This window comes from Pseudomonas antarctica (genome assembly GCF_001647715.1).
Lineage (GTDB): Bacteria > Pseudomonadota > Gammaproteobacteria > Pseudomonadales > Pseudomonadaceae > Aquipseudomonas > Aquipseudomonas antarctica_A.
The window spans coordinates 5,032,953-5,055,703 of the sequence record NZ_CP015600.1 but is presented as its reverse complement, the minus strand read 5'-3'; the positions used below and the strand labels follow the sequence as shown (position 1 = coordinate 5,055,703).

General features: G+C 60.0%; 24 protein-coding genes and 1 pseudogene. 15 read left to right on the top strand and 10 right to left on the bottom strand.

Features of this window, described 5'->3' with window-relative positions:
• Positions 1 to 136: 136 nt before the first annotated feature.
• Positions 137 to 514, bottom strand: coding sequence for a hypothetical protein (locus A7J50_RS22950; RefSeq protein WP_053257688.1), 378 nt, complete (start codon positions 512 to 514; stop codon positions 137 to 139).
• Between the two features lie 212 nt (positions 515 to 726).
• On the opposite strand from A7J50_RS22950, the gene A7J50_RS22945 reads away from it, so the two are divergent.
• The 3 genes from A7J50_RS22945 to def all read left to right on the top strand — a co-directional run bounded on the left by A7J50_RS22945 (position 727) and on the right by def (position 2,589).
• Positions 727 to 912, top strand: a complete 186-nt coding sequence (locus A7J50_RS22945) for a CsbD family protein (protein WP_064453861.1) — start codon at positions 727 to 729, stop codon at positions 910 to 912.
• Positions 913 to 1,095: 183 nt separating this feature from the next.
• The gene (locus A7J50_RS22940) at positions 1,096 to 2,046 is read left to right on the top strand and encodes a YihY/virulence factor BrkB family protein (RefSeq protein WP_064453860.1); all 951 of its coding nucleotides are present in this window, start codon (positions 1,096 to 1,098) and stop codon (positions 2,044 to 2,046) included.
• A gap of 3 nt (positions 2,047 to 2,049) precedes the next feature.
• A complete protein-coding gene (gene def / locus A7J50_RS22935) occupies positions 2,050 to 2,589 on the top strand; it encodes a peptide deformylase (protein WP_064453859.1) in 540 nt (179 codons plus the stop codon).
• A gap of 138 nt (positions 2,590 to 2,727) precedes the next feature.
• On the opposite strand, the gene A7J50_RS22930 is transcribed toward def, so the two are convergent.
• Together A7J50_RS22930 and A7J50_RS22925 are read right to left on the bottom strand one after the other, a co-directional pair.
• Positions 2,728 to 3,546 carry a class I SAM-dependent methyltransferase gene (locus tag A7J50_RS22930; protein ID WP_064453858.1) on the bottom strand — a complete coding sequence of 273 codons (819 nt, stop codon included), beginning with the start codon at positions 3,544 to 3,546 and terminating at the stop codon, positions 2,728 to 2,730.
• A gap of 66 nt (positions 3,547 to 3,612) precedes the next feature.
• Positions 3,613 to 4,044: a GNAT family N-acetyltransferase gene (locus tag A7J50_RS22925; protein WP_064453857.1), complete on the bottom strand. Its 432-nt coding sequence runs from the start codon at positions 4,042 to 4,044 to the stop codon at positions 3,613 to 3,615.
• Between the two features lie 301 nt (positions 4,045 to 4,345).
• Here A7J50_RS22925 and A7J50_RS22920 point away from each other — a divergent pair, with 301 nt between their 5' ends.
• The 5 genes from A7J50_RS22920 to A7J50_RS22900 all read left to right on the top strand — a co-directional run bounded on the left by A7J50_RS22920 (position 4,346) and on the right by A7J50_RS22900 (position 8,832).
• Positions 4,346 to 5,275 carry a fatty acid desaturase gene (locus A7J50_RS22920; RefSeq protein WP_064453856.1) on the top strand — a complete coding sequence of 310 codons (930 nt, stop codon included), beginning with the start codon at positions 4,346 to 4,348 and terminating at the stop codon, positions 5,273 to 5,275.
• A gap of 9 nt (positions 5,276 to 5,284) precedes the next feature.
• Entirely contained in the window at positions 5,285 to 6,076 is a 792-nt protein-coding gene (locus A7J50_RS22915) for a phosphate/phosphite/phosphonate ABC transporter substrate-binding protein (RefSeq protein WP_064453855.1), read from the top strand.
• 108 nt (positions 6,077 to 6,184) lie between these two features.
• The gene (locus A7J50_RS22910) at positions 6,185 to 6,694 is read left to right on the top strand and encodes a sigma-70 family RNA polymerase sigma factor (RefSeq protein WP_064453854.1); all 510 of its coding nucleotides are present in this window, start codon (positions 6,185 to 6,187) and stop codon (positions 6,692 to 6,694) included.
• A gap of 198 nt (positions 6,695 to 6,892) precedes the next feature.
• Positions 6,893 to 7,906, top strand: a complete 1,014-nt coding sequence (locus A7J50_RS22905) for an ABC transporter substrate-binding protein (RefSeq protein WP_064453853.1) — start codon at positions 6,893 to 6,895, stop codon at positions 7,904 to 7,906.
• Positions 7,906 to 8,832, top strand: coding sequence for an aliphatic sulfonate ABC transporter substrate-binding protein (locus A7J50_RS22900; protein WP_064453852.1), 927 nt, complete (start codon positions 7,906 to 7,908; stop codon positions 8,830 to 8,832). Before A7J50_RS22905 ends, A7J50_RS22900 begins: the two co-directional genes overlap by 1 nt.
• A gap of 732 nt (positions 8,833 to 9,564) precedes the next feature.
• On the opposite strand, the gene gstA is transcribed toward A7J50_RS22900, so the two are convergent.
• Positions 9,565 to 10,164, bottom strand: a complete 600-nt coding sequence (gstA, locus tag A7J50_RS22895; RefSeq protein WP_064453851.1) for a glutathione transferase GstA — start codon at positions 10,162 to 10,164, stop codon at positions 9,565 to 9,567.
• Positions 10,165 to 10,271: 107 nt separating this feature from the next.
• Here gstA and A7J50_RS22890 point away from each other — a divergent pair, with 107 nt between their 5' ends.
• From A7J50_RS22890 to A7J50_RS32310, 3 genes and pseudogenes are all read left to right on the top strand, one after another.
• The gene (locus A7J50_RS22890; protein ID WP_064453850.1) at positions 10,272 to 11,141 is read left to right on the top strand and encodes a LysR family transcriptional regulator; all 870 of its coding nucleotides are present in this window, start codon (positions 10,272 to 10,274) and stop codon (positions 11,139 to 11,141) included.
• 122 nt (positions 11,142 to 11,263) lie between these two features.
• Positions 11,264 to 12,085 (top strand): annotated as a pseudogene (locus tag A7J50_RS32315) (PAS domain-containing protein); the annotation flags it as partial.
• Complete coding sequence (locus A7J50_RS32310) at positions 12,059 to 12,628, top strand: methyl-accepting chemotaxis protein (protein WP_410524805.1); 570 nt, start codon at positions 12,059 to 12,061, stop codon at positions 12,626 to 12,628. The pseudogene A7J50_RS32315 and the gene A7J50_RS32310, both read left to right, overlap by 27 nt.
• 133 nt (positions 12,629 to 12,761) lie before the next feature.
• Here the strand turns inward: A7J50_RS32310 and A7J50_RS22880 are convergent, their stop codons facing one another.
• The 5 genes from A7J50_RS22880 to A7J50_RS22860 form a co-directional block, all read right to left on the bottom strand.
• Positions 12,762 to 13,271: a hypothetical protein gene (locus A7J50_RS22880; RefSeq protein ID WP_064453849.1), complete on the bottom strand. Its 510-nt coding sequence runs from the start codon at positions 13,269 to 13,271 to the stop codon at positions 12,762 to 12,764.
• Positions 13,272 to 13,406: 135 nt separating this feature from the next.
• Positions 13,407 to 14,822, bottom strand: a complete 1,416-nt coding sequence (locus tag A7J50_RS22875) for an MFS transporter (protein WP_064453848.1) — start codon at positions 14,820 to 14,822, stop codon at positions 13,407 to 13,409.
• A 140-nt stretch (positions 14,823 to 14,962) separates the two neighbouring features.
• Entirely contained in the window at positions 14,963 to 15,700 is a 738-nt protein-coding gene (locus A7J50_RS22870) for an NAD-dependent epimerase/dehydratase family protein (RefSeq protein WP_064453847.1), read from the bottom strand.
• A 14-nt stretch (positions 15,701 to 15,714) separates the two neighbouring features.
• The gene (locus A7J50_RS22865; protein WP_064453846.1) at positions 15,715 to 16,347 is read right to left on the bottom strand and encodes a glutathione S-transferase family protein; all 633 of its coding nucleotides are present in this window, start codon (positions 16,345 to 16,347) and stop codon (positions 15,715 to 15,717) included.
• A gap of 598 nt (positions 16,348 to 16,945) precedes the next feature.
• On the bottom strand, positions 16,946 to 17,977 hold the full coding sequence (locus A7J50_RS22860; protein WP_167353737.1) for a LacI family DNA-binding transcriptional regulator: 1,032 nt from the start codon (positions 17,975 to 17,977) through the stop codon (positions 16,946 to 16,948).
• A gap of 223 nt (positions 17,978 to 18,200) precedes the next feature.
• On the opposite strand from A7J50_RS22860, the gene A7J50_RS22855 reads away from it, so the two are divergent.
• On the top strand, positions 18,201 to 18,734 hold the full coding sequence (locus A7J50_RS22855) for a gluconokinase (RefSeq protein ID WP_064453845.1): 534 nt from the start codon (positions 18,201 to 18,203) through the stop codon (positions 18,732 to 18,734).
• Between the two features lie 83 nt (positions 18,735 to 18,817).
• Positions 18,818 to 20,170: a GntP family permease gene (locus A7J50_RS22850; protein ID WP_064453844.1), complete on the top strand. Its 1,353-nt coding sequence runs from the start codon at positions 18,818 to 18,820 to the stop codon at positions 20,168 to 20,170.
• A gap of 161 nt (positions 20,171 to 20,331) precedes the next feature.
• On the opposite strand, the gene alaC is transcribed toward A7J50_RS22850, so the two are convergent.
• Entirely contained in the window at positions 20,332 to 21,543 is a 1,212-nt protein-coding gene (gene alaC, locus A7J50_RS22845) for an alanine transaminase (RefSeq protein ID WP_064453843.1), read from the bottom strand.
• A gap of 196 nt (positions 21,544 to 21,739) precedes the next feature.
• Here alaC and A7J50_RS22840 point away from each other — a divergent pair, with 196 nt between their 5' ends.
• A complete protein-coding gene (locus tag A7J50_RS22840) occupies positions 21,740 to 22,222 on the top strand; it encodes a GyrI-like domain-containing protein (RefSeq protein WP_064453842.1) in 483 nt (160 codons plus the stop codon).
• A gap of 57 nt (positions 22,223 to 22,279) precedes the next feature.
• A complete protein-coding gene (aac(6'), locus tag A7J50_RS22835) occupies positions 22,280 to 22,732 on the top strand; it encodes an aminoglycoside 6'-N-acetyltransferase (protein WP_064453841.1) in 453 nt (150 codons plus the stop codon).
• The last annotated feature ends 19 nt before the right edge of the window (positions 22,733 to 22,751 follow it).

The following is a 22,751-nucleotide window of genomic DNA, read 5'->3' as shown; positions in this document are numbered from 1 at the left end:
TTTTTAATGCCTGGATTGGAATGCAATCCAGTGTGGGAGCGGGCTTGCCTGCGATGGCGGTACATCAGTCATTGCCGGGCTGGCTGACCCACCGCTATCGCAGGCAAGCCAGCTCCCACAGTATTTGACCAAGTTGCTACACGGCAAACTGCGCGAAGCTCACACCCGCACCGGCCGGGCGCACATCTTTCAGGAACGAATCCTTGTCGGCGCTCAGCTCCAGGGTGATCTCCGGCTTGCGCTTGTTCGCATTGCGCACCACCAGCCCTTCAAGCTTTTCACGCAGGAACGCAGTCGGCACCTTCAGGTGCAGCAACTGGTCAGTCTCGGCGTTGTGCATCAGCAGGTGAATCCACTCGTACTGGCCCACACCAATACGCACGACCGGCAGGTCGAACCACCAGATGTTGCGTTTGCTGTCCAGGTCGGTGAAGTGGCAGTTGTTGACGCCGAGTACGGCACCGCCCAGTTCCTGGTTTCTGCGGGCGATGGCCTGTGCTTTATTGAGTTTCATAACCTTCCTACGGGATCTGTTATTCAGCGATATAGCCTGAATGTGCCGGGCATTCTCGTGGGTTGGCGGCAAAACATAAAGCCAAACCTGCAACGGATGCGCAAATGCTCGATGAAATGCCCACTGAAAAATAATTGAAACTCTGTGCAACCGCTTCGGGTCAATCTTTACGTAATGACCCAAACCCTTGATTGTTCTTTCGGAGAAATACCATGAGCAGCACATCGGATAAGGCAAAAGGTTTGAAAGATGAACTCGTCGGCAACATCAAGCAAGGCGCCGGCAAAGTCACCGGCAAGGACAAGCTGCGCGCTGAAGGTGTCGTGCAGGAGAAGAAAGGTCAGGTCGAAAAAGCCATCGGTGATACCAAAGATGCGGTAAAAAAAGCCGTCAAGTAACCCTGAATCGCTGGCTGTGTTCGTGCAGCCCGACGGCCATCCACGGATGGCCGTTTTTATGTCGTACGTTGCAACTAAAATCTCGTCATTGTTTCAAAGTCGCCAAATAGGCTACTTTTGATGTAGAAAACGGCCCCTGAGTCGCCCACGACCTCACCCTTTTATGCGGCGAAAGGAGACGCTATGATTTTTCCGGTACTAGACGGCCTCAAGCTCCACAAAGTGTTGATGCGCACCGTCACAGAGTTTATCGATGACGAAATGCCCACCTACGCCTCGGCACTGGCCTACCAGATGCTGTTCTCGTTGTTTCCCTTTTTGTTGTTCCTCATTGCCCTGATCGGTTTCCTGCACCTGCCGGACTTCTTCACCTGGCTGCGTATGCAGTCGGAACTGGTGTTGCCGCCCCAGGCCCTTGAACAGGTCAACCCGGTGATCGACCAGTTGCAGCAATCCAAGGGTGGCTTGCTGTCCGTCGGTATCGTGATCGCCTTGTGGACCGCTTCGGCCGGTGTACGGCTGATGATGAGTGCGATGAACGCCGCCTACGACGTGGTCGAAGGCCGGCCGATCTGGAAGCGTTTCCCGCTGTCGATTTTCTATACCGTCGGCATCGCCGGCATGCTGCTCGCCGCCGCTGCGCTGATGGTGCTCGGCCCGCAGGTGATGGGGTGGCTCGCCGGGCAGATCGGCATGCAGGAATTCGTGGTCACGTTATGGACCATCCTGCGCTGGCCGCTGATCGTGATTCTGTTGATGTTCTCCGTAGCCCTCATGTACTACGTGATGCCTGATGTGCAGCAGAAATTCCGCTTCATCACACCCGGCTCGGTGCTGGCCGTGGTGGTGTGGATTATCGCCTCCCTGGGTTTTGGCTACTACGTCAAAACCTTCGCCGACTACAACGCCATGTATGGCAGTATCGGCGCGATCATCGTCCTGCTCCTGTACTTCTATATTTCCGCCGCCGTGCTGTTGCTCGGGGCCGAGATGAATGCCGTGATCGAACACATGTCGGCCGAAGGCAAGGACCCGGGGGAAAAGGAGTTCGATGAAAACACGCACACGGATGAAAAACAGCACGTCTCAGGCCTAGGCCGGGACCACTCCAAGCCCACTACCGACGAAGTCTGATCGATGATCCGTGAAATCCTGAAAATGGGCGACGAGCGCCTGCTGCGCATCGCGCCACCGGTTCCGCCGGAAATGTTCGACAGCCCCGAGCTGTGGCAATTGATTGATGACATGTTCCAGACCATGGAAAGCGTCGGCGGCGTCGGCCTGGCCGCCCCGCAGATCGGCGTCGACCTGCAACTGGTGATCTTTGGTTTCGAGGCCAGTGAACGTTACCCGGAGGCGCCTCCGGTGCCGCAGACCATTTTGATCAACCCGTTGATTACGCCGCTCAGCCCGGTACTGGAAGAAGGTTTTGAAGGCTGCCTGTCCGTGCCCGGTCTGCGTGGTGCGGTGGACCGTTACCAGCAGATCCGCTACGAGGGTTTTGATCCCAAGGGGGCGCCCATCGTGCGCGTCGCCGAGGGCTTCCATGCGCGGGTGGTGCAGCATGAATGTGACCACCTGATCGGCCGGTTGTACCCGTCGCGGATTACCGACTTCAGCAAGTTCGGGTTTATCGAAGTGATGTTTCCGGACATGGACCCGAATGCTGACGAGTAACGCTCAGCCATACTGAGATCGAAAATGTGGGAGCGGGCTTGCTCGCGAAAGCGGTGTATCAGTCACCGAATACATTGACTGACACTCCGCTTTCGCGAGCAAGCCCGCTCCCACATTGGGATAGCATTTCAAACCGAACTATTTGACCGGTTTAACAAACCGCAACGTCATCCGGTCCGACTCCCCAATCGCCAGGTATCTGGCCTTGTCCTGCTCCCCCAACTTCAATGTCGGCGGCAACGTCCAGACGCCACCCGGATAATCCTTGGTGTCCTTGGGGTTGGCATTCACTTCGCTCTGCCCAGCCAGCTTGAACCCGGCATCGGTCGCCAGTTTCACCACTTGGGCCGTGGTCAGGTAACCACTGTCCTTGATCGCTGCCAGGTCCGCCCCGTCCTTGGCCCGGTGATCTTCCACACCCAGCACGCCGCCCGGTTTGAGCACCGTGTAAAACGCACTGAACGTGGCGTCTGCGGTATCGGCCGCTACCCAGTTATGCACGTTGCGAAAAGTCAGCACGGCGTCGGCCGAAGCAGGTTTGCCGAACACTGGCGCCTTAGGGTCGAACTCCACCACTTGGGCCTTGGCATAGCGCGTCGGGTCGGCGGCGAATTTCTTTTTCAGGTTCTCTTCGGAGGTACGCGCATAAGCGCTGCTGCTGGCTGCCTGCACGGCGGCGATGTAATGCCCGTGGTCCTTGAGCAGCGGCGCCAGCACTTCGCTGTACCAGCCGGCGCCGGGGGTGATTTCGATCACCGTCTGCCTGGCGCCCAAGCCGAAGAACGCCAGGGTTTGCTGCGGGTGACGATAGCCGTCGCGCGCGCTGTTGGCCGGGTCGCGCCAACTGCCGGCAAGCACGCTGGTGTATTGCTCGGCGGTAATCGGCGCATCAGCTGCCTGGCTGAAGGTGGGCGCGAGGAGGGCGGTGAGGGACAGAGCTGCAAGCGTCGTTTTCATGATCATCCTGTAAAGGGCCACTGTGCCGTCGAGGCTAGCATGGGCTCTGGACCGGCTGATCACACATTATTCGAGGTCGACCTTTGCGTTGGTTATAAGCCCCATCGCGATCATTGGCTTGTTACGTTTGTAGCGCACCAACCGCTCGCTGAGGGATTGCGGCAGCAGCGTATCCTGAGTGAACCCCATGCGCTGATACATACCTTCCAGGTCGGGATGGCACAGCAGCCAGACGCACCCCTGCACATCGGCCACCGCCTGCAGAATCAAGCGCGCCGCCAGCCCTTGGCCGCGATAAGCCGGGTCGACAAACACCGCGGTCAGCCACTGCCCACCCACCACAGGCGAGAGGCACAACCCGGCCACAATCTCGCCGTCCCGCGCTACCCATAAACGCCCACCTTTCATGGCCTTCATCGACGAATCATGGCGGCGGTAAAACTTGTTCAGCAGCGGCCACAGCGGCTCTGCCAGCGGTTCGATGTGCAGTTCAGGCATGGTGTTTGGGCAACATTCTCAAGGGCCGGGGATTATAAGCGCCTTCTGCCGTGCAATAGGTGGTATACCCAGTGTTACATCCCCTTTCAGTGGAGCATGCATCATGGCCAAAGGTATGGATTCAAAGAAAGCCGCGAAGAAAAAACCGGCAAAAACCGCCGATGAAAAACGCGCGGACAAGAAAACCAAGAAATCCGAGTCAGGCCTGTTCGGTCACTGAGTTACAAGCTTAGAACCAAACGATCTGCAAGATTTTCCCGCCTCAAGGCACAGAGCAGGAAACACCTGCTCTGAGCTGCCGATGGCCAACTACCTTGATCTGACCCAGCGCCGGGAAATCGAAGCCCTGGCGCAAAGTTTTACTGCAAAAACCGAATGGCCGACCTGGCTGCTGTTGATCGGCGTGTATACCGGCTGGTTCGCCGTAATACTCGGCAGCCATTGGCTCGGCCTGTGGCTCAGCACCCTGTTGCTGATTCCTTTGGTGACGCTGTGGCTATCGGTGCAACACGAGCTGCTCCACGGCCATCCTACCCGCTCCCTTCTCGTGAACAAACTGCTCGGCTACGCGCCCTTTGCCGTGTGGTACCCCTATACGCTGTATCGCAACAGCCACCTGCTGCACCACAACGATGAAGACCTGACCCTGCCGGGCATCGACCCGGAAAGCCGCTACCTCAATCAACAGCAATGGGACGCCAGCTCGTTGTTCGAACGAGGTGTGCATTGGCTGACCAAAACCGTGCTCGGCCGCTTCGTGTTGGCCGCGCCGCTGGCGATTGGCCGGTTGGCGCGCCATGAGTTCCAGCGCCTGCCGCAGGTGTGGCCGATGTGGCTGGCCCACGGCGCCGTGACCGTATTGATGCTGAGCTTTATCGCCCACTACAGCGCACTGCCGGTGTGGCACTACCTGCTGCTGGTCACTGTGCCGGCCTTGTCCCTGGCGTCGATCCGTTCCTACTATGAACACCGCCCGCACCTGCAACCGGCGCAGCGCACCGTGCTCAACGAAGCGGCCTGGCCGTGGACGTGGCTGTTCCTCAATAACAACCTGCACCTGGTGCACCATGACTTGCCGAAATTGCCCTGGTACTGGCTGCCCACGGTCTACCGCGCCCGCCGCGAACAGTGGGTGGCGCGCAGCGGCGGCTTTCTGGTGCAGGGTTATGGCCAGTTGATCAGCCGCCACGGCCTTAAGGCCATCGACAGCCCCCGGCACCCTTTTGCGTGAGAGACGACCATGAGTGACCACTACGCCGAGCTGCAAATGTATGTCGCGCCCGAAGCGGTGCAGCACGCCAACCAGCGCTGGCTGGCACGCATCTTCGAGCGCCTGAACCTGACCCGTCGTAACGCCGACCACCTCGACCTGCCCAGCCTGTGGCTGTCCCCTGATTTGCTCGTCAGCCAAACCTGCGGCTACCCGTTGATAACCCAACTGCGCGGCAAGGTGCGCGTGATCGGTCGCCCGCGCTATGAGTTGGACCACAGCAGCCATGGCGAGCATTGCAGCCTGCTGCTCACCCGCAACGCCAACCCGCACACCCAACTGGCGGACTTCTACAACAGCCGCGGCGTGATCAACGGCCACGATTCCAACAGCGGCATGAACCTGCTGCGCGAACGCCTGGCGCCGTTGCAACGCGACGGTCGTTTCTTCGCCAGCGTCGGCATCAGCGGTGCCCACCGCGAAAGCTTGCGCTGGCTGCGCGAAGACCGCGCTGATCTTGCCGCCATCGACAGCGTCACCTACGACTACTTCGCCCGTTTCGCCCCGCAGGAAGTGGCGGGGCTGCGCATTGTCACTCACAGCGCGCCGAGCCCGACCTTGCCCTACATCGGGCCGTTGAGCCTGAGCGATGAGCAGGTGATGCGAATTCGTGAGGCGATGAACCTGGCATTGCAGGATTTACCGGATGTCGTCGAAACGCTGGGGATACAGGCAGTCCTGCCGGCCAGGGAAGATCACTATCAGGTGCTGCTGGACTACCAGCAACGAGCCGCCGGCGTCGGCTATTCAAAGCTTCAATAAGGTTATATAAAAATACCTTTTAAATATTATTAAAGAATAAGCAGCCTTGCTAGGATCGCTCCACCGGAACACCGGACATAACGTGAAACCTACTCAGATGGAGCCACTATGTCCGGCGCCGATATTTCTCACAGCGATTACGTGGGCGGATTGTTCCGCAGTCATTACGACTGGCTGTGCAGCCGTTTGCACCGTCACCTCGATTCGCGTGCACACGCCGAAGACATCGCCGCCGATACCTTTACCCAGCTCCTGAGTGCGCCGGGCGTGCTGCCGATCCGACAGCCCCGCGCCTTGCTCACCACCATCGCACTGCGCCTGATGTACCAATTGTGGCGGCGCCGTGACCTGGAGCGCGCCTACCTCGATGCCCTGGCTAACGACGAAACTTGCACCGCGCCGTCTCCCGAAGACCTCGCGCAAATATTCCAAGCCCTGCAAGCCATTGACCAGTTGCTCGACGGCTTGCCGGCCAAGGTCAAGGCGACCTTCCTGCTGTCGCAACTCAATGGCCTGACCTACCCAGAGATCACCGCCGAACTGGGGATTTCCCAGCGCTCGGTCAGCGACTACATGGCCCGTGCGTTCAACCGTTGCCTGCGGCTGGGCCTGGAATGAACCGCCGCACCGGCCTGTGGGTGACCGTCAATGCTGCCTGAACACTTCACTCGTTCCCTGTGGAAGCTGGCTTGCCTGCGAAGGCATCACCTCGGTACCCCTGAACAACCGAGGTGCCTGCATCGCAGGCACGCCAGCTTCCACATTGTCCGTGCCCACTTTGAATACGTTGTGAATCGAACCTCCAAGAGGCTACTCATGAGAAACCTAAAAAACCTGCTCGGTGGCTCGCTGCTGGCGCTCGCTGTTCTGACACAGCCAACCCAGGCCGCCGAAGCGGTCAAACCGATCCACTTCGGTGACATCACCTGGGAAAGCGGCAGCCTGATCACCGAAGTGCTGCGCCTGATCGTCGAGAAAGGCTACGGCTTGCCCACTGACACTTTGCCCGGCAGCACCGTGAGCCTGGAAGCCGCCCTGGCCAAGGACGATATTCAGGTGATTGGTGAAGAGTGGGCCGGGCGCAGTCCGGCGTGGGTTAAGGCCGAAGCCGAAGGCAAAGTCTTCGGCTTGGGCGACACGGTCAAAGGCGCCACCGAAGGCTGGTGGGTGCCCGAATACGTGATCAAGGGCGATGCCGAGCGCGGCATCAAACCCCTGGCGCCGGACCTCAAATCAGTGGCCGATCTGGCGCGCTACAAGGATGTGTTCCGCGACCCCGAAGACCCAAGCAAAGGCCGCTTCCTCAACAGCCCCACCGGCTGGACCTCGGAAATCGTCAACAGCCAGAAGCTCAAGGCCTATGGCCTGACCGACACCTTCGTCAACTTCCGCACCGGCTCCGGTGCGGCGCTGGATGCCGAAGTGGCGTCGTCGATCCGCCGCGGCAAACCGGTGTTGTTCTACTACTGGTCGCCGACCCCACTGCTCGGTCGTTTCAAGCTGATCAAGCTGGATGAACCGCCGTTCAACGCCGACGCCTGGAAAACCCTGGCCGACGCCAACAACCCGCACCCCATCGGCACCCGCTCGATGCCGGCGCACCTGGCGATTGGCGTGTCGGCGCCGTTCAAGGCGCAGCACCCGCAACTGGTCACGTTCTTTGAGAAAGTCGACCTGCCGATCGACCTGCTCAACGGCATCCTCGCGCAGATGAGCGAGAAGCGTGAGCCGCCGCGCCAAGTCGCGCTGGCGTTCCTCAAAGAGCAGCCGCAAGTCTGGCAACAGTGGGTGCCAGCGGATGTGGCGGCCAAGGTCAAGGGAGCGCTCTGATGCTGAAAGTCCTCGCTGCGGTCGTTCTCTCGCTGGTTGCCGGTCACGTGTTGGCAGCCGAACCCTCCACGTTGCGCATCGGTTACCAGAAAAGCTCGGTGAGCATGGTGCTGGCCCGTGAGCACAAACTCTTCGAAGAGGCGTTGCCTGGCACCCAGGTGCAGTGGGTCGAATTCCTCGGTGGCCCGCCGCTGATCGAAGCGTTGAACGGTGGCAGCCTGGACATCGGCAATATCGGTGACATCCCGCCGATCTTTGCCCAGGCCGCTGGCATTGATTTGCAGTACTTCGCCGTCGAGCCGAACGACGGCAAGACCGAAGCGGTATTGGTGCCTCAAACCAGCACGATTCAGCACGTGGCCGAACTCAAGGGTAAGCGTGTGGCGCTGCTCAAAGGCTCCAGCGCACACAACCTGTTCCTCAAAAGCCTGCTGCGCGCCGGCTTGCAATGGAAGGATGTGAATGTGGTGTACCTGTCGCCCTCCGACGGCCGCGCCGCGTTTGAGCAAGGTAAGGTGGACGCCTGGGTGGTGTGGGACCCGTACTACTCGGCCGCGGTAGTGGACGGCTCGGCCCGCGTATTGGGGGACGGCCAGGGCCTTAATCCGGCCGGCAGTTTCTTTGTGGTCAGCAGCCCGTTTGCCCGGCAGCACCCGCACGCCATCGCCGCGATTATCAAAACCCTGGCCAAGGCGCAGCGTCTGTCCCTGGACCAACCCGAGCAAAGCATCGCGTTGATGGCCAAGACCCTGGGCCTGCCACCGGCCGTGGTCAAAAGCTACTTCGAACACCGCTCGCCCGCGCCGATTCGCCCATTGGAAGCCATCGACATCGCTAACCAGCAGCGCACTGCCGACCTGTTCTTCGCCAACGGCCTGATCCCGAAAAAGGTCGATGTGCAGCAAATCGTGCTCAAGGCGCCATAGCCTCTTGATCGACGCTAGCGGTATGAAACGCTTTCTCTAAAACAATGCCGTTCAACTGTGGGAGCGGGCTTGCTCGCGAAAGCGGTGTATCAGTCGAAACATTCGTTGGCTGACACTCCGCCTTCGCGAGCAAGCCCGCTCCCACCTGTTTATTTGCATTTCAGATCATGGATTCTCGGCAGCCACCGCAGCAGCCTCGACACCAGCGGTATGAAACGCTTTCTCTAAAACAAAGCCGTTCAACTGTGGGAGCGGGCTTGCCCGCGATAGCGGTGTATCAGTCGAAACATTCGTTGGCTGACACTCCGCCTTCGCGAGCAAGCCCGCTCCCACCTGTTCATTTGCATTTCAGATCATGGATTCTCGGCAGCCACCGCAGCAGCCTCGACACCAGCGGTATGAAACGCTTTCTCTAAAACAACGCCGTTCAACTGTGGGAGCGGGCTTGCTCGCGATAGCGGTGTATCAGTCGAAACATTCGGTGGCTGACACTCCGCCTTCGCGAGCAAGCCCGCTCCCACCTGTTTATTTGCATTTCAGATTATGGATTCTCGGCAGCCAATGCAGCAGCCTCGACGCTAGCGGTATGAAACGCTTTCTCTAAAACAACGCCGTTCAACTGTGGGAGCGGGCTTGCCCGCGAATGCGGTGTATCAGTCGAAACATTCGTTGGCTGACACTCCGCCTTCGCGAGCAAGCCCGCTCCCACATTTTTAATTGCATTTCAGGCCATCAGGCTTCGGCGGCCAGGGCCGCGATAACTGTTTGCCGCTCGCCAATCCGCTGCTGAAACGCAGCCAGCGCCGGCCACTGTTGCAGGTCGATAGCGTGAAACCCCGCCCAGCGCAGCACCACGAACAGGTACGCATCTGCCACCGAGTACTGCGCGCCCAGGAGATAATCCTGGCGCTCCAGGGTCTGCACCAGAATCGCAAAACGCTTGTATACCTTGGCCACGAACATCGCCCGCACATCGCCCTGAATCGCGCCGTTGAAGAAAATCGCCAGCCCGCCATGAATCTCGCTGGCGATAAAGTTCAGCCACTCCTGCAAGCGCACGCGCTCCCAACTGCCATTGGCCGGGGCCAGGTGCGCGGCGGGTTTCAGGTCGGCCAGGTATTGCAGGATCGCACTGGCCTCGGTCAGCACTTCGCCATTGTCCAGTTGCAGCGCCGCCACGTAGCCCTTTGGGTTGATCTGCAGGAAATCGTCGCCGTCGGCCGTGGTTTTAGCCTGGTTATCGACCCGCACCAGGTCGAATGGCAAGGCCAATTCGCGCAACACGATATGGGGGGCGAGAGAACAGGCATTGGGGGAAAAGTACAGTTTCATGAAGAGTGGTTCCTGATCGGTTGTCGTTCATTTGCGCCAGTCTCGCGGGCATGGCACCTTGCGTAAAATTAAACCTTCAGATCCCACCCATAAGGACAGCTACTGCCATGATGAACCTGATGCACTGGCGTTTGCTGGTGGCCGTGGCCGACCACGGCAGCATCACGGCAGCCGCCGAAAAGGTAGGCATGACCCAGTCCGCTGCCAGCCAAGCCATGGCAACCATGGAGGCAGCATTGGGTGCGCAACTGTTCACCCGTGAACCGCGCAAGACCTTGCCTACCACCCTGGGGATCAGTGTGATTGAGCACGCGCGGGTGATGATGGGCGCGTTACAGGCGATTCGTACCACCGTGGATGAGTCTCGGCCGCTGCTGCGTGGGAGCATTCGCATTGCCAGTTTTCCCATGGTGCTGGCGACCTTTCTGACACCGTTGCTGCAACGTTTTCGTCAGTTGAACCCGGGTATCGAGATCACCACCCTGGATGTCACCGACAGCGAAGTGCACACCTTGCTCGACGCCGACCTGATCGACCTGGGCGTGGTGCTCAACCCCGAGCCCGCGCGCAACGCCACGGTATTGGGGCGCGACTTTTGGATGGCCGTGCTGCCGATCAACCATCCCATCGCGCAGCGCCCGGCCGATGCCACGGTGTCGCTTGAGGAATTGCTCCAGCAACCCTTCGTGCTGGCCACCGGTGGCTGTACCGCCAATGCCCGCAGCCTGGCGACATTGGCGGGGCTGACCCTGCGTGATATCCGCGTGGAAGTGCGCGAATGGAGCAGCGCCTATAGCCTGGTGCGCGAAGGCGTCGGCGTCACACTGGTGCCTCAAATGGCCTTGCCGGCCCCGCACAACGGCCTGCGTGTGATGCCGTTGAGCGTCCCGCTGCACCGCGAATTTGCCTTGGTCGGCTCGCCAACCCGTTCACCCTCAGCCGCCGTCAGCGCATTGTTAAAAATGCTGGCTGATTAGTGGCCTTGCATAGCGCCAAGCCCTGTCTATGCTGATCCTGAACCGTTGATGACGTTTGGCATATAAAGCGTTTCGGATGGTTATTTCCCCATGAAGGTTAGCTAGCACTATCCAACAAATGAATGGAATGCGCCTTTCAGGCGCCGGGAATCAAGGGTGATCTGATCATGTTCAACCGCCATCACAAATCCGACCTGCAAGAAATCCAACGTTTTTCCTGTGCGCTCACCGAAGCCAACGCCAAACTCGCGGCCATCAGCCGCTCCATGGCGATGATCGAATTCGACCGCAACGGTGTGATCCTCGACGCCAATGACAACTTCTGCAAAACCATGGGCTACAACGTCGAGGAGATTCGCGGCAAACATCACCGCATCTTTTGCGAAGAGGCCTACACCCACACCGAGCCTTACACTAAGTTGTGGCGCGACCTGGCGCGCGGCGAAGCCCTGAGCGGCACCTTTATGCGCCTGAATAAGCGCGGCGAGGAGGTGTGGCTCGAAGCCAGCTACATGCCGGTACTGAGCAGCGATAATCAGGTGCAGAGTGTCATCAAAGTGGCCTCGGACATTTCCGCACGGGTTCACCATGAACACGAGAACCAGAGCCTGATCGACGCCATCAGCCGGTCCATGGCGGTGATCGAATTTACCCCTCAAGGCCAGATCATCAATGCCAACGATAACTTCCTGCGCGCGGTGCAGTATTCGCGCGAAGAAATCATCGGCCAGCACCACAGCATGTTCTGCCAGCGCAGCGAAGTAGAGTCCCCGTCTTACAAGGCCTTCTGGGCCTCGCTCAACCGTGGCGAATATCACTCCCATCGCTTCGAACGAAAAAACAAATTCGGCAAAACCCTGTTTCTGGAAGCCTCCTACAACCCCATCTTCGACACCAACGGGCGCCTGTACAAAGTGGTGAAGTTCGCCAGCGACATCACCGAGCAGGTCACCACCCTGCGCACCGCCGCCGATTCGGCCCACTCCACCTCGGTACAAAACGACGCCTGCGCGCGCAAGGGCTCGGAGGTGGTGCAGCAAACCGTGCAGATCATTGAAGAGATTTCCAGCGACCTGAATCAGGCGGCCCAAAGCATCGACGCGGTCAACAAACAGTCGGACATCATCGGCGCCATCGTGCAGACCATTCGTAGCATTGCCGAACAAACCAATATGCTCGCGCTCAACGCGGCGATTGAAGCGGCGCGGGCCGGTGAGCATGGGCGTGGGTTTGCGGTGGTGGCCGACGAAGTGCGCAGCCTCGCCGCGCGCACCAGCCAGGCAACGGAGGAGATTGTGGAGGTGGTGCGCAAGAACCACGACCTGTCGCTGAGCGCGGTATCGAGCATGCAGTCGAGCCTGAGCCGCACAGGGCTGGGGGTGGAACTGGCGAATGAGGCGGGGCAGGTGATCCTGGAGATTCAGGAAGGGTCACGGCATGTGGTGGATGCGATCAGCCAGTTCAACTCGACCCTGCAATTGCAGTAGATACGTTACCGCCGTGGTAACCCGATCACTGTGGGCGCTGGCTTGCCTGCGATAGCATCAACTCGGTGTACCTGATACACCCGGGTTTCTGCATCTCAGGCAAGCCAGCTCCCACATTTGATCAGCGTGTCTATTAAATCGCGGCCAGGGTTTCTTTAACCGACTGCGCCGGGTCAGTGGCTTTCGCCGCTACTTGCTGATCTTGCTGCTGCTTCACACGATCAGCCACTTGCTTGGCAATCGCGTCCTGTTTTTCCTGCGGCATTGCCTGCACTTGGGCTTCGGTCAAACCCTGCTCCTTGAGCAATTGCTCACGGATGCGTTCAGCCGGGGATTTGCTCATGTAGTCGGTGAAATCAGCACGCGCGGTGCTGGTCGTCGAGCCCGTCGCCGGCACATCAGTGGTCGCAGTGGGTGCCGCCGTCGTGGCTTGCAACTGCACACGGGTCTTGGCGAAGGCTTCGTCGATACGATCACTGGCCTTGTTCAGGTCCTGCTGCGCGGCCGGTACGGTTACGCTTTGCTGCGCCGCTTGCAGGGCACCGCTGTACAGCGTGCTGGCGGCAGCGTTGGCGGGGTCCATGTCGGAGCGCTTGAGCTTTTGGACGGTCGACACGGCTTGAGCGTTGTTGTTAACCAGCATGATCGGTCACCTGCGGATATGTGTTCGGTGCGACAGCACGAGCAAATAGCATGCCGAGCGCCAAATCCCCGGTTTTATTGGGGATGGCGCGGCCGTCGCGGCAAGCGTTGTCCCGCAGGCGGCCAACCGTTGCCGTCAGTGGGCGATATTTTCCAGCGCCAGGTTACGCGTACGCGGCCCGAACCAACTGATGGTGATCATCACGATCAACATGCTGCTGGCAATAAACGCCAACACGCCCGGCGTGCCCAGATGCTCAAGAATGAACCCGATCAACAGGCTGCTGAACACCGTGGACAAGCGGCTGAACGAATAGCAGAACCCCACCGCCCGCGCGCGGATATTGGTCGGGAACAATTCGCTCTGGTAGGAGTGGTAACTGAAGCTCAGCCAGGCATTGCAGAACGTGATCATCACCCCGCAGATCACCAGCCCCACCGCCGTGGTTTGCAGGGCGAACAGGCTGCCGAAGATCATCGCGCCCATGGCCGAACCGACGATCTGCCATTTGTTTTCAAAACGATTGGCCACCTTCACAAACAGCAGCGGCCCCAGCGGGTAGGCGAGGGTGATGATAAAGGCGTACATCAAGCTATGGGTCACGCTCACGCCCTGGCCCGACAACAACGCCGGCAACCAATTGCCGAAGCCGAAAAAACCGATCGCCTGGAACACATGAAACACGATCAGCATCAGTGCCCGGCGGCGGTAGGGCGGTTGCCAGATATCGGCAAAACGCCCGCTGCCCTGCACGCTGACGGCTTCGGGTTCGGGCTCATCCAGCGGTTTGCCATGATCCTGTTGGCAGCGTGCTTCGAGGCTGTCCATGATCTGCCCGGCTTCGTCAAAGCGGCCCTTTTGCGCCAGCCAGCGGGGTGATTCCGGCAGGCGCTTGCGCAGTTGCCAGATAAACAACGCAAACACTGCACTGCTCAGCACCACCCAGCGCCAGCCGGAAACCCCGAATGGCGCCTGGGGCACCAGCCACCACGACATCAACGCCACCGCCGGCACTGACAGAAACTGGATGAAAAACGCAAAGGCAAACGCCGAGCTGCGCATGCGCTTGGGCACCAGTTCCGAGAGGTAGGCGTCGATGGTCACCAGCTCGATGCCCAGGCCGATGCCCACCAGGAAACGCATGCCGATGATGCCCAGCGCGGACGTCTGAATACCCATCAGCACGGTGGCCACGGTGTACCAGATCAGCGCAAAGGTAAAAATCGCCCGGCGCCCAAAACGGTCGGCGATGGGGCTGAGCAGGCTGGCGCCGAGGAACAGGCCCAGAAAGGTCGCAGAGGCGAACGCCGCCTGGTCAGAGAAGCCAAACACGCCTTCGCTGCCGGTGTGGAAAATCCCGTCGCTGATCAAACCGGGGCTGATATAGGCGGTTTGGAACAGGTCATACAGCTCGAAAAAGCCGCCGATCGACAGCAATGCCACCAGGCGCCACAGAGTGGCGACGGCAGGTAGGCGGTCGATGCGCGCGCTGATATGGGCGGCACGGATCGGGTCGAGGCCGTCCGTGGCTGAGGCGGTGAGTGTCGACATGGGCAGATTCCAGGGGCAGTGACCTGGAATCTTAGCGGGCTAACGGAAATCGGCGCTTGTGAAGTTGCGTGCGGCAGGCCACACATTCGCCGATTTATTGCGCCTGGGCGTCGGGTTTCAAGCTTTTATGGCGCAGGGGCTCAGTAGGTGATGGGGATCTCGAAGGTCTGAAAGGCGTCATCCACCGGTTGATAGCCCAGCACCCGTGTGGTTTCGCTCAGGTCCAGGCGCTTGAAGCGGTTATTGGAAATGCCATGGGCGATCAGGTGCTTCACACCCTCAGCGTCCACCGAACGTTGCAGCAGTTGCACGGCATCACGTGGGCTGAGCCAGGCGCTGAGGTCGCGGGCGTTGTTCAGGTCGTGGGTTTCGGGGAACTCAAAGGCGCCGATGCGCAGGGCAATCGTGGAGAGTGGGGTTTTTGCCGCGTAATAGCCGCACAGTGCCTCGCCGTAGCATTTGCTCACGCCATACAGGTTGGCGGGCATCACTTGCATGCCTGGGGTGATTTGGCGATCTACGGGGTAGCCTTCGATGGTCTGCGCGCTGCTGGCGAACACCAGGCGTTTGACGCCCGCCGCCACGGCGGCTTCGAACAGGTAGGTGGTGGCGAGGATATTGTTCGGCAGCAATTCGTCGAACGAAGCGCTGGCGTGGGGGATGCCCGACAGGTGCACGATCACGTCGATGCCGTCGAGCAGGGCCGCGAGGGTGGTTTTATCGCTGAGGTCGGCGTGCACGAAACGGTGTTCGCCCACATCGAAAGCCGGCGCGAGGCGGTCGGTGAGGGTGAAGCGGTAGCGCTCCTTCGAGGCTTCGAAAAAGGTCTTGCCGATTCTTCCGCAGGCGCCGGTCAGCAGTACGTTGAGTCCGTTCACGGTGAGTCCTTGTTTTAGTTGTGGCCGTCGAGGGCGAAGGTCTTGAAGCCTTGGCGCCCGCTGAGGCGCTGGTAGTACGCCGCAATGGCGGGGTAGGGCGGGCGCTCCATGGGCGTGTTCTGCCAACGGTGCACCGAGAGGCCGATGAGGATATCGGCGAGGGTAAATTCATCCCCGACTACATAAGCGCCGGTTTTGGCCAACTGCTGTTCCAGCAGGCCCATCTTGTCGTTCCACACCTGCACGGCGGCGGCAATCTGCGCGGCGTCCAGGCCGTCCGGGTTGTTACGCACCAACGCGGTGAAGGCATCGCCCCAGGCGCGGTTGAGTTCGCTGGCTTGCCAGTCCACCCATTGCTCGACCCGCGCGCGTGGCGCGGGTTCGGCGGGCAGCAGGTCTGTGCGTTGGTAAAGGCCGATGAGGTAGCGGCAGATGGTGTTGGATTCCCACAATACACCGTGGTCGTCGATCAGCACCGGCACTTGGGCGTTGGGGTTCAGGGCGAGGAATTCGGGTGACTGGGTGGGCTTGAAGCCAATGCCCCAGTCTTCGCGTACATAGTCGATGCCCAGTTCCTGACAGGTCCAGAGCACTTTGCGCACGTTGATGGAGGACGTGCGGCCGAGAATTTTCAGTGAGTGTCCCATGGTACTTCCCTGACGATGGTGAGTGGCCAATCTAGCAGGGGGCGTAGATGACAGCGAGGGTCTTAAGCGGGCACGGTCAAAATGTGGGAGCGGGCTTGCTCGCGAAGGCGGTGTGCCAGTCACCAACTGCATCAACTGACACACCGCTTCGCTTTTGCTTTTGATCTAACCACTCAGGTCGGCTGTCAGGCCGCCGTGCTCTGCTTTTGACTTTGATCTTGATCTTGGGCGCCCCGTTAACCACGCTGGCCGAACGCAGGCTTTGGAGCGTGGGTAACCCGGCAGGACGCCGGGTTAGCCGCGATGGGCCAAGGATGGCCCATGGCGGCGGCCCACGGTCCAAAGCCTGCGTGAGGGCACACCGAGCCTAGGCGAGGTGCCGAGTGGTGGGGCAAGAGCCTTTTGGTTACTTTGGGGCTTTTCCAAAGTGACCCGCCGTAAGGGCGGAACCTATTTCGGCCGTGACCCAAACAACGGATATGTACTCAGCGCGCCCCGCGACAACCACAGCACTCAACCCGTAAAAAATGTGTAGATACCAATGGCCACCGCAGGCAATCCACTCCCCACTGTTTGATTGTATTCGGCCGTTAGAAAATCAGCTGCTCTCGCGCACCTGCAACTCAAACCCCATGTCCACCACCGGCTTGGCAATCTTGTTGCCCGCCATGATCGTCAGCAAATGCTCCGCCGAACGCCGGCCAATCGCTTCACGCGGGGTACTGATGCTGCTCAGGCGCGGCACCATGAACGACGACGCCGGCAAATCGTTAAAGCCCAGCACCGCCACCCGCTCCGGTACTTTGATGCCGTGGCGCATGGCTTCCAGCAGCGCGCCCTGGGCCAAGTCGTCGTTGCCAAAGAAGATCGCATCCACATCCGGGTGCGCCGTCAGCAGTTGCAAAAACAGCTCGCCACCCAGGCCCACGGAGGAGGGGCGCGGCGTCAGCAGTTCCAGCGCCGGGTCGTACAGGCCAGCCTGTTGCAGGGCGCGGCGGAACCCTTCACCGCGCAGCAACGTGCGTTGGTCCAACTGCGCGCCGATATAGGCCAGGCGCTTGCGCCCTCGGGACAGCAAATGCGCCGCCGCTGTTTCGCCAGCGCTCAGTTGCGAAAACCCCACGCAGTTCACGCCGGCGTTAGGGTCCAGGTCCATCATGTATACACACGGCACATTACTGGCCTCGACCATCCGCCGCGCGCTTTCGGTGCGGTCAAACCCGGTCAGCAGCAACCCCCGTGGCTGGTAGGCCATGTAGTTGCGCAGCAGGTTTTCTTCTTCGTCGCGCGAGTAGTGCGAATTGCCGATCAGCACTTCAAAGCCCTTGGGCCGCAGCACTTGGTGGATGGCTTCGAGGGTTTCGATAAACAGCAGGTTGGACAGCGACGGCACGATGACCACCACCGAGTGGCTTTGGGCCGACGCCAGCGCGCGGGCCGCCGGGTTGACCACGTAGTTGAGTTCGGCGGCGGCCAGTTGCACTTTTTCCACCAGTTCGGTGGCCACCGTGCTGACGCCGCGCAGGGCACGGGAGGCGGTAATCGGGCTGACGCCGGCCAGGCGCGCCACTTCATTGAGGGTCGGGCGACCGGTAGTGCGGGTATTTTTATCGTTCTTGGAGGTCATCAGGCGGTTGCCAAACAAAAATCGAGGCACTAAGGTAGCGCTGTCTCCAAAAGGCTGCAAATGCTTGAACATTGGGTTGCCTGATCCGGTCTGTTCTTGTGTAAGCCGTTTGGCGAGGATGCACGCGTCACTCCATAAAAAAAGACAAGTCGGCGCGGGAAAAGCCTGTTTTTGCACTAGCCTTACAGCGTGCGAAGGTAGCGCTATCTGCGTCCTGAGGTGTTTCATGAGTCAACCTGTTACCGCCCTGGTCATCATGGGTGTTTCCGGCTGTGGCAAGTCCAGCGTCAGCGAAGCCTTGTGCCTCCTGAACGGCGCCACCGCCATTGAAGGCGACAGCTTTCACCCTGCCGCGAACATCGAAAAGATGAGCGCCGGCCACCCCCTCAACGACGACGACCGCGCCGGCTGGCTCGACATCCTGTGCGATGAACTGCGCCGCGCGCTGAAGGCCGGCGAACACCCCGTGCTCACCTGTTCGGCCCTCAAGAAGAAATACCGCGACCACCTGCGCGAAGCCGCGCCGGGCCTGGGCTTTGTATTTCTGGAGCTGACCCGTGAAGTCGCCGCCGACCGTGTGTCCCATCGCCCCGGCCATTTCATGCCGGCAAGCCTCATCGACAGCCAGTTCGCCACCCTTGAATCGCCCGTGGGCGAGCCGCTGACCCTGGCGCTCAACGCCAGCGAAGACAGCATCCAGGACCTGGCCGAGCAAACCAACGCCTGGTGGCTGCAACACGGCTTTGAACCAACCCACTGATTTTTTGCCGGAAAGATAGCGCTATCCCCGGCGAGAAATTCAATACCCGCTTTAATAACAACAACAAACAGGAGAGACCCCCCATGTTTGGCATGTCCCACGAGTCCTACCTGCTGCTAGATGCAGTGGTCACTATCATCGGGCTGATCTTTTTGATCACCAAGTTCAAGGTGCACCCGTTCATTGCACTGATCATCGCGGCCGGTTTTCTCGGCCTGACCTCGGGCATGCCCGTGGACAAGATCATCAAGGCGTTCCAGGACGGCTTCGGCGGGGTGCTCGGCTTTGTCGGCATCATCCTCGCGCTGGGCACGATGCTCGGCAAGATGATGGCCGAATCCGGCGGCGCCGATCAGATCGCGCAGACCTTGATCCGCGCCTTCGGCAAAGAGAAAGTCCAGTGGGCCATGATGTTTGCCGCGTTCCTGGTGGGCATCCCGCTGTTCTTCGAGATCGGCTTTGTGCTGCTGATCCCGCTGGTGTTTATCGTCGCGCGTCGCACGGGTGTGTCGCTGATCAAAACCGGCATCCCGTTGCTCGCCGGCCTGTCGGCAGTGCACGGCCTGGTGCCACCGCACCCGGGCCCGCTGCTGGCCATCGGCGTGTTTGGCGCGGACATCGGCAAAACCATCCTGTACGGCCTGATCGTCGCGCTGCCGACAGCCATCATTGCCGGCCCGATCTTCGGCACGTTTATCGCCAAGTACATCCCGGGCAACCCGTCCCAGGAACTGGTCGACCAACTGGCCCGTGAGCCAGAGTCGAAAACCTTGCCGAGCTTCAGCATCACCCTGATCACCGTGCTGCTGCCGGTGTTCCTGATGCTGCTCAAAACCTTTGCTGACGTCGCGCTGCCGGACGGCCACGCCATCCGTAACTGGATGGACATGATCGGCCACCCGATCACCGCGTTGCTGCTGGCTCTGCTGCTGTCGCTGTACACCTTTGGCCATCGCCAGGGCATTCATTCCAAGCAAATTCTCAAGCTGCTCGACGCGAGCCTGGCACCGACTGCGGCGATCATCCTGATCATTGGCGCCGGCGGTGGCTTCAAGCAAATGCTGGTCACCAGCGGCGTGGGTGATGTGATTGGCCACATGGCCGTGAACGCGCAGATCAACCCGATCCTGCTGGCGTGGCTGGTGGCGGCGGTGATTCGCGTGGCCACCGGTTCTGCGACCGTGGCGACCATTACCGGCGCGGGGATTGTGGTGCCGGTGGTGGGCATGATTCCGGGTGTGAACCGTGAGCTGCTGGTGTTGGCGACGGGGGCGGGGTCGTTGGTGTTGTCTCACGTCAACGATGCAGGGTTCTGGCTGGTGAAGCAGTACTTCAACATGACCGTGGCCGAGACCTTCAAGACCTGGACGGCGATGGAAACCATTCTGTCGGTGGTGGCGTTGATCTTTATTATGTTGCTGTCGATGGTGGTCTGACAGGCACACCCTGAAACGGGGGTGAAAACCCAATCCAAATGTGGGAGGGGGCTTGCTCCCGATTGCTGAGTGTCAGTCACCGCGTCTGGTGACTGACCCACTGCTATCGGGAGCAAGCCCCCTCCCACATTTCTTTAGCGTATTTCTACTGCTGGATCGGGTCAGGCTTTAGTCACTAGGCCATCCGCCCGGAACATCCCGCGAATACCGCGCACCGCCTGGCGAATCCGGTCCTGGTTCTCGATCAGCGCAAAGCGCACATGGTCGTCACCGTACTCACCAAACCCGATCCCCGGCGACACACACACCTTCGCCTCCAGCAGCAGTTTCTTGGCAAATTCCAGCGAGCCCATGGCGGCATACGCCTCGGGGATCTTCGCCCAGACGTACATCGACGCCTTCGGATTCTCAACCATCCAGCCCAGCTCATGCAGGCCTTTGACCAGCACGTTACGGCGTTGGCGGTACTGCTCGGCGATGTCTTTCACGCACTGCTGATCGCCTTCCAGCGCCGCAATCGCCGCCACTTGCAGTGGGGTGAAGGTGCCGTAGTCGTGGTAACTCTTGATCCGTGCCAGGGCGTTGACCAGCTCCGGGTTGCCGACCATGAAACCAATACGCCAGCCGGCCATGTTGTAGCTCTTGGACAGGGTGAAAAACTCCACCGCAATGTCCTTGGCGCCGGGTACTTGCATGATCGACGGGGCTTCCCAGCCGTCGTAGACGATGTCGGCGTAGGCCAGGTCATGCACCACCAGCACGTCGTATTGCTTGGCGAGGGCGATCACCCGTTCGAAGAAATCCAGCTCCACGCACTGCGCAGTGGGGTTGGACGGGAAGCCCAGAATCATCATCTTCGGCTTGGGGATCGAGCCGCGAATGGCGCGCTCCAGCTCAGCGAAAAAGTCCACGCCGGGAATCAGCGGCACCGAGCGCACCTGGGCGCCGGCAATCACGGCACCGTAGATGTGAATCGGGTAGCTCGGGTTGGGCACCAGCACGGTGTCGCCCTGGTCCAGGGTGGCCAGCATCAAGTGCGCCAGGCCTTCCTTGGAACCGATGGTCACGATGGCTTCGGTTTCCGGGTCGATGTCCACTGCATAGCGGTCTTTGTACCAGCGCGAAATCGCTCGGCGCAGACGCGGAATGCCTTTGGAGGTGGAGTAGCCGTGGGTGTCTTCACGCTGGGCGACGGTGACCATTTTTTCCACGATGTGCGGTGGAGTGGCGCCGTCAGGGTTACCCATGCTCAAGTCGATGATGTCTTCGCCGCGCCGACGCGCAGCCATCTTCAGCTCGGCAGTGATATTAAAAACGTAAGGGGGGAGTCGATCTATGCGCGCAAAGCGGCGCGGCGAACCTTGGTCTGCCATTGTTGCCTCGAGGTACGTAAGCGCCCGGAACCGTCCGAGCGACGTCGGCCACTGCGGTGGCCTGCGGGGCAGACAATACGGTCGATAGTGGCCAGTTGTCCAGATGGCGCAGGAAAAATTTCTGCTTGGGGCACAGCGCGGATATGCCCCTATACTCGATGCGGGTTTGTTCCCTCATAAGAAGGAGACTGTTCAGATGGATCAGCAAACAACACAACCGTTGCAGCCACGCATGGAAGACGGCAAGGCCATGGTGATCGCGGGCGTTAAAGGGCGTTATTCGAAGGCCACCGTGGGTGATATTCCCAAATTGTGGGAGTTGTTTGATACCTGCTTCAAAGAGATCAAGCGTAACGTCGACGGCATGACCTATGGGGTTTGCCATAACCCCAATCACGGCGAATTCGATTACATGGCCGGGGTTGAAGTGCCGAGCAAAGGCGATGTGCCGAGAAACTTCGAGTTCGTCGAAATTCCTGCGCATCACTACGCAGTGTTCCCGCACTACGGGCCGGTGCAAGCACTGGAGCAGACGTACGAGCGGATCATGTTCGAGTGGTTGCCACACTCCGCCTACAAGGTCGCCGGGGCGGATTTCGAGCGCTACAGCGCGGATTTTGATGTGCGCAAGGGCACGGGCAGTGTGGAAATCTGGTTGCCGGTCGAGGCCAAGGCCTGAACCTTGCCCGAAGATGTTTTATGCTGTTCGGCCAATTGCTTTGCGAGTGTTACTCCGATGATCAAGCGCTGCACCTGGCTCGACCATGCTGGCTGGCTACCTTTGCGCGAAGCCCTGTGGCCGGGTTCGGCAGCGGACAATGAGCGCGACACACTGTCGATGCTCAACGCGCCGCATCGTTACTTGGTCCTCACGTGCGTTGATGCCAACGGCCAAACCCAAGGTTTCGCCGAAGCCTCGATTCGCGAGGACTATGTGAATGGCACCAGCACCTCGCCGGTGGCGTTTCTTGAAGGGCTGTTTGTTGCGCCCGGCAGCCGTAACCAAGGCATCGCACGCCAGTTGGTCGCGGGTGTTGAACAGTGGGCCAGGGACATGAACTGCGCCGAACTGGCGTCCGACGCGTTGTTGGACAACCACGCCAGCCACGCCATGCATGAAGCCCTGGGCTTTGCCGAAACCGAGCGCGTGGTGTATTTCTTGAAACCCCTGGCGACACTCAAGCATTAACCCCTGTCACGTAAACATG

Coding starts and splice junctions, on each gene's coding strand:
- A7J50_RS22950 (WP_053257688.1), bottom strand. CDS start 514: ATGAAACTCAATAAAGCACAGGCCATCGCCCGCAGAAACCAGGAACTG.
- A7J50_RS22945 (WP_064453861.1), top strand. CDS start 727: ATGAGCAGCACATCGGATAAGGCAAAAGGTTTGAAAGATGAACTCGTC.
- A7J50_RS22940 (WP_064453860.1), top strand. CDS start 1,096: ATGATTTTTCCGGTACTAGACGGCCTCAAGCTCCACAAAGTGTTGATG.
- def (WP_064453859.1), top strand. CDS start 2,050: ATGATCCGTGAAATCCTGAAAATGGGCGACGAGCGCCTGCTGCGCATC.
- A7J50_RS22930 (WP_064453858.1), bottom strand. CDS start 3,546: ATGAAAACGACGCTTGCAGCTCTGTCCCTCACCGCCCTCCTCGCGCCC.
- A7J50_RS22925 (WP_064453857.1), bottom strand. CDS start 4,044: ATGCCTGAACTGCACATCGAACCGCTGGCAGAGCCGCTGTGGCCGCTG.
- A7J50_RS22920 (WP_064453856.1), top strand. CDS start 4,346: ATGGCCAACTACCTTGATCTGACCCAGCGCCGGGAAATCGAAGCCCTG.
- A7J50_RS22915 (WP_064453855.1), top strand. CDS start 5,285: ATGAGTGACCACTACGCCGAGCTGCAAATGTATGTCGCGCCCGAAGCG.
- A7J50_RS22910 (WP_064453854.1), top strand. CDS start 6,185: ATGTCCGGCGCCGATATTTCTCACAGCGATTACGTGGGCGGATTGTTC.
- A7J50_RS22905 (WP_064453853.1), top strand. CDS start 6,893: ATGAGAAACCTAAAAAACCTGCTCGGTGGCTCGCTGCTGGCGCTCGCT.
- A7J50_RS22900 (WP_064453852.1), top strand. CDS start 7,906: ATGCTGAAAGTCCTCGCTGCGGTCGTTCTCTCGCTGGTTGCCGGTCAC.
- gstA (WP_064453851.1), bottom strand. CDS start 10,164: ATGAAACTGTACTTTTCCCCCAATGCCTGTTCTCTCGCCCCCCATATC.
- A7J50_RS22890 (WP_064453850.1), top strand. CDS start 10,272: ATGATGAACCTGATGCACTGGCGTTTGCTGGTGGCCGTGGCCGACCAC.
- A7J50_RS22880 (WP_064453849.1), bottom strand. CDS start 13,271: ATGCTGGTTAACAACAACGCTCAAGCCGTGTCGACCGTCCAAAAGCTC.
- A7J50_RS22875 (WP_064453848.1), bottom strand. CDS start 14,822: ATGTCGACACTCACCGCCTCAGCCACGGACGGCCTCGACCCGATCCGT.
- A7J50_RS22865 (WP_064453846.1), bottom strand. CDS start 16,347: ATGGGACACTCACTGAAAATTCTCGGCCGCACGTCCTCCATCAACGTG.
- A7J50_RS22855 (WP_064453845.1), top strand. CDS start 18,201: ATGAGTCAACCTGTTACCGCCCTGGTCATCATGGGTGTTTCCGGCTGT.
- A7J50_RS22850 (WP_064453844.1), top strand. CDS start 18,818: ATGTTTGGCATGTCCCACGAGTCCTACCTGCTGCTAGATGCAGTGGTC.
- alaC (WP_064453843.1), bottom strand. CDS start 21,543: ATGGCAGACCAAGGTTCGCCGCGCCGCTTTGCGCGCATAGATCGACTC.
- A7J50_RS22840 (WP_064453842.1), top strand. CDS start 21,740: ATGGATCAGCAAACAACACAACCGTTGCAGCCACGCATGGAAGACGGC.